This window comes from Streptomyces milbemycinicus (assembly GCF_002154605.1).
GTDB classification, from domain to species: Bacteria; Actinomycetota; Actinomycetes; order Streptomycetales; family Streptomycetaceae; genus Streptomyces; species Streptomyces milbemycinicus.
In genome coordinates this window covers 1-4,642 of record NZ_MUNE01000837.1, presented here as the reverse complement: position 1 = coordinate 4,642, position 4,642 = coordinate 1, and the positions used below count along the sequence as shown (strand labels likewise).

General features: G+C 73.5%; 3 protein-coding genes. 2 read left to right on the top strand and 1 reads right to left on the bottom strand.

The window, feature by feature from the left end; genetic code table 11:
• Positions 1–58: 58 nt before the first annotated feature.
• Positions 59–1,219, top strand: a complete 1,161-nt coding sequence (locus CCN51_RS47285) for a serine hydrolase domain-containing protein (RefSeq protein ID WP_425444799.1) — start codon at positions 59–61, stop codon at positions 1,217–1,219.
• 81 nt (positions 1,220–1,300) lie between these two features.
• Here CCN51_RS47285 and CCN51_RS47280 read toward each other — a convergent pair whose 3' ends face one another.
• A complete protein-coding gene (locus CCN51_RS47280; RefSeq protein WP_043487411.1) occupies positions 1,301–3,022 on the bottom strand; it encodes a glycerol-3-phosphate dehydrogenase/oxidase in 1,722 nt (573 codons plus the stop codon).
• 301 nt (positions 3,023–3,323) lie between these two features.
• On the opposite strand from CCN51_RS47280, the gene CCN51_RS47275 reads away from it, so the two are divergent.
• Positions 3,324–4,642: nucleotide sugar dehydrogenase (locus CCN51_RS47275; protein WP_107426278.1), on the top strand; the 1,319-nt coding region annotated here is incomplete at its 3' end.

The following is a 4,642-nucleotide window of genomic DNA, read 5'->3' as shown; positions in this document are numbered from 1 at the left end:
GCCGATCCGCGCCCCGGGGCGGACGAGGCGGGGCCGCGCGCGGGCCGCGGCGCTCGCGCTGGCGGCGCTCCTGGGCGCCGCGGTCCCCGGCTGCGGCACCCAGGCGGACCCCGGCGCGGCTCCCACGCCCCCGGCCGCGACGGTCCGGCACTCCGGCGGGCGGGACGCCGAGGCGGCCCTGCAGGGGGCCGTACGGCGGCTGGTGGCCGGGGGCCGGGCACCGGGCGCCGCCGCGCTCGCCCTGGACGGCGGCGGGACGCGCTTCGCCTCGGCCGGGCTCGCGAATGTGCGCACCGGCCGGCGAATTCACGAAAGCGACCGCTTCCGCGCGGGCAGCATCACCAAGACCTTTGTCGCGACGGTAGTCCTCCAGTTGGCCGAAAAACGACGGCTCGGCCTGAACGACACGGTCGAGGAGCACCTTCCGGGGCTGGTGCGCGGCCAGGGCAACGACGGCCGGAAGATCACCCTCCGGCAGCTTCTCACCCACACCAGCGGTCTGTTCGACTTCGCCGGCGATCAGCGCGTGGCCCGTCGGCTGGCCGGCCCGCCGGGCGCCTCCCCCCTGACGCCGCGGCAGCTCGTACGCATCGCCGTCGGCCACCGTCCGCAGTTCGCGCCGGGAGCCCGGTGGCACTACTCCAACACCAACTACGTCCTGCTGGGCCTGGTCGTCGAGCGCGTCACCGGCCGCCCCTACGCGGCCGAGACCGAGCGCCGCGTGCTCACCCCGCTCGCCCTGCGCGGCACGTCCTTCCCCGGCACCCGCACCACCCTCCCCACCCCGCACGGCCGCGCCTACGCCGCCCAAAACGGCGCCCGTCACCGTCGCACGCCCCGCGACCGCACGATCCCCCGCGACGTCACCGACCTCGACCCGTCCCCGGCGAGCGCCGCGGGCGAGGCGATCTCCACCCTCGACGACCTGGCCCGCTTCTACGCCGCACTGCTGCGCGGCGAGGTGCTGGGCCCGGCGGCGCTGCGGCGGATGCGCGACACCACGGCCTCCGACGGGCGGTACGGAATGGGCCTCTTCCCGGTGCGGCTGTCCTGCGGGGTGACGCTGTGGGGCCACAACGGCCGGATCAGCGGCTCCTACGTCCAGGTCGTCGCCACCCCGGACGGCCGCCATGTGCTGGCCTACCGCCTCAACAGCGATGTGCTCCCGCCCGCGGCGGCGGAGCGGGACCTCCTCAAGGCCGAGTTCTGCCGGACCTGATCCGCCGCGCGTACCCTCCGGTGCCCTCCTGTGCCCTCCTGTGCCCCGCGCCCCGCGCCCCGTACGCCGTCGCCCCGGAGCTCAGAGCGGGATGATGTCCGGCGCCCCCAGCCGGGCCGCGTCCGCCGTCAGGTCGTCCGGCTGGAGCTGCGACTCACGCTCCGCCTCGACCCGCTTCTCGTAGTGCCGGACCTCCTTGTCGGTCTGCTCCGGCCCCCAGCCCAGCACCGGCGCGATCAGCTCGGCGGCCTCCCGCGCGCAGCGGGTGCCCCGGTCGAAGGTCTCGATCGAGATGCGGGTACGCCGGGTCAGGACGTCGTCCAGGTGCCGGGCGCCCTCGTGGGAGGCGGCGTAGACGACCTCGGCGCGCAGATAGTCGTCGGCGTAGGTGAGCGGTTCGCCCAGGGAGGGGTCCTCGGCGATCCGTTCCACGATCTCCTCGGCGAGCGAGCCGTAGCGGTTCAGCAGATGCTCGACGCGGGCCACATGCAGCCCGGTGCGCTTGGCCATACGCGCCCGCGCGTTCCACAGCGCCTGGTAGCCCACGGCGCCGGCCAGCGGCACCTCTTCGGTGACGCAGGGGCCGACCCACTGGTCGAGGCCGTGCACCGCCTCGTCGACCGCGTCCTTGGCCATGACCCGGTACGTGGTGTATTTGCCGCCCGCGACCACCACCAGGCCCGGCGCGACATGCGCGACCGTGTGCTCGCGCGAAAGCTTGCTGGTGGCGTCCGACTCGCCGGCCAGCAGGGGGCGCAGCCCGGCGTACACGCCCTGGACGTCGGCGCGGGTGAGCGGGACCGCCAGCACCTCGTTGACATGCTCCAGCAGATAGTCGATATCGGCGCTGGAGGCCGCCGGATGGGCCTTGTCCAGGCTCCAGTCGGTGTCGGTGGTGCCGATGATCCAGTGCCTGCCCCACGGGATCACGAACAGCACGCTCTTCTCGGTCCGCAGGATCAGCCCGGTCGTGGAGTGGATCCGGTCCTTGGGCACGACGAGGTGGATGCCCTTGGACGCCCGTACGTGGAACTGGCCCCGCTCCCCGATCAGCGCCTGCGTCTCGTCCGTCCACACCCCGGTGGCGTTCACCACCTGACGGGCGCGGACCTCGAAATCGGCGCCCTTTTCCCCGGAGGGCGTCTCCATGTCGCGCACCCGGGCACCGACGATGCGCTCGCCCTCCCGCAGGAAGCCCACCACCCGCGCCCGGTTGGCGACATGGGCACCGTACGAGGCGGCGGTGCGCACCAGCGTGGTGACGAAGCGCGCGTCGTCCACTTGGGCGTCGTAGTACTGCAACGCACCGACCAGGGCGTCCTTCCGCAGACAGGGCGCGACCCGCAGCGCCCGCCGCCGGGTCAGATGGCGGTGCGCGGGCAACCCGCGGCCGTGCCCGGAGGAGAGCGACATGCCGTCGTACAACGCCACGCCGGTGCCCGCGTACAGGCGCTCCCAGGCGCGGTGCTTGAGCGGATACAGGAACGGCACCGGCTTGACCAGGTGCGGGGCGAGCCGCTGCAGCAGCAGCCCGCGCTCCTTCAGCGCCTCCCGTACGAGGACGAAGTCCAGCATCTCCAGATAGCGCAGACCGCCATGGATCAGCTTGCTGGACCGGCTCGAGGTGCCGGCCGCCCAGTCCCGCGCCTCGACCAGGCCGGTCTCCAGGCCCCGGGTGACGGCGTCCAGGGCGGTGCCGGCCCCGACCACCCCGCCGCCCACGACCAGCACGTCCAGCTCCTGGTCCGCCATCCGGGCCAACGCCTCGCCGCGCTCGGCCGGCCCCAGTGTCGGTGTCCTCACGGCTGCCTCCCGCGGCGATCGAGATGGTGATCGAGATCACAACGTTCGTGAACGATTTTCCTGGGTTTCCGTCCATGACGCCATGCCGGTGCAGCGTCGGTGCCCGATCCCGTCCGCAACGGCACGTCGCCACGGCACGAGACACCACGGCGCGTCACCACGGCGCGTCACCACGGCACGTCGCAACACCGCGCCTCAACACCCCGCATCAATACTGAATACGAGTCATATTTCCGCTTAGTCTTCATTCACGCAATTTCGCGCCATCCGGAATCGCCTCGGGAAGGGTCGGCACGAAGTCATGCCCGCAGATCTCGCCGTCATCGGACTCGGCCACCTCGGCATCCCCCTCGTCCAGGCCGCCACCACCGCCGGCGTCCGCACCCTCGGCTACGACCCCGACCCCGGCGCCGCCGCCGATCTGCGCGCGGGCAGGCTGCCGTGCGGGGCCTGGGACGGCGCACTGTCGGCCGCCGACCTGCGCCGGATGGCCGCCGGAGGCTTCCGGACCACCAGCGACCCCGCCGAGCTCGGCCGCGTCCACACCGCCGTGATCTGCGCTCCGACCCCGCTCGGCGCGGACCGGACGGCAGGCTTGTCGGCGGTCGGCGAGGCCGCCCGCGCGCTGGCCGCGCAGCTGCGCCCGCACACCACCGTCGTGCTCGAATCCGCCGTGTACCCCGGCACCACCGAGGAATTCCTGCGGCCGATCCTGGAGGACGGCTCCGGGCTGCGGGCCGGGCGCGACTTCCACCTCGCCTACTCCCCCGGCCGCCTCGACCCCGGCAACCGCGCGTACGGCTACGCCAACACCCCCAAGGTCATCGGCGGGCTGACCCCCGCCTGCACCGAGGCGGCCGCCACGTTCTACGGCCGCCTCACCGAGAAGGTCGTACGCGCCCGGGGCCCACGCGAGGCCGAGACCGTCAAGGTCCTGGAGACCAACTACCGGCACGTCAACATCGCGCTGGTCAACGAGATGGCGATGTTCTGCCAGGACCTCGGCGTCGACCTGTGGGACGTGATCCGCTGCGCCGAGACCAAGCCGTTCGGCTTCCAGGCCTTCCGGCCGGGGCCCGGCGTCGGCGGCCACGGTGTGCCGATCGCCTCGGACTGCTCCCCGTACGGCGGGCGCGGCCCCGGCCGTCCGCTGGCCATGGTGGAGCTGGCGCAGCAGGTCAACGGGCGGATGCCGGGCTATGTCACCCGGCGCTGCGCGGCCCTGCTCAACGAGCACGGGAAGTCGGCGCGCGGCGCCCGCGTGCTGCTGCTCGGGGTGAGCTACAAGCCCGACGTGGGCGACCAGGAGGGCGCCCCGGCCCGCGAGATCGCCTCCCGGCTGATGGAGCTGGGCGCCCAGCTCAGCTTCCACGATCCGTTCGTGGCCCGGTGGCGGGTGCTCGGCCAACCGGTGCCGCGCGCGGACGCGCTGTACGAGGCGGTGGCCGACGCCGACCTGACCGTGCTGTTGCAGCACCACCGCAGCTACGACTTGCAGGGCCTGGCCGTGAAGGCGCAACTGCTGCTGGACACGCGCGGCGGCTCAGAGCTGACACGGTCGCGGGGGTCAGAGCCGGTACGCCGTGCCCGCCGGGCTGGCGCCGCGCGTGTCCAGCAGCA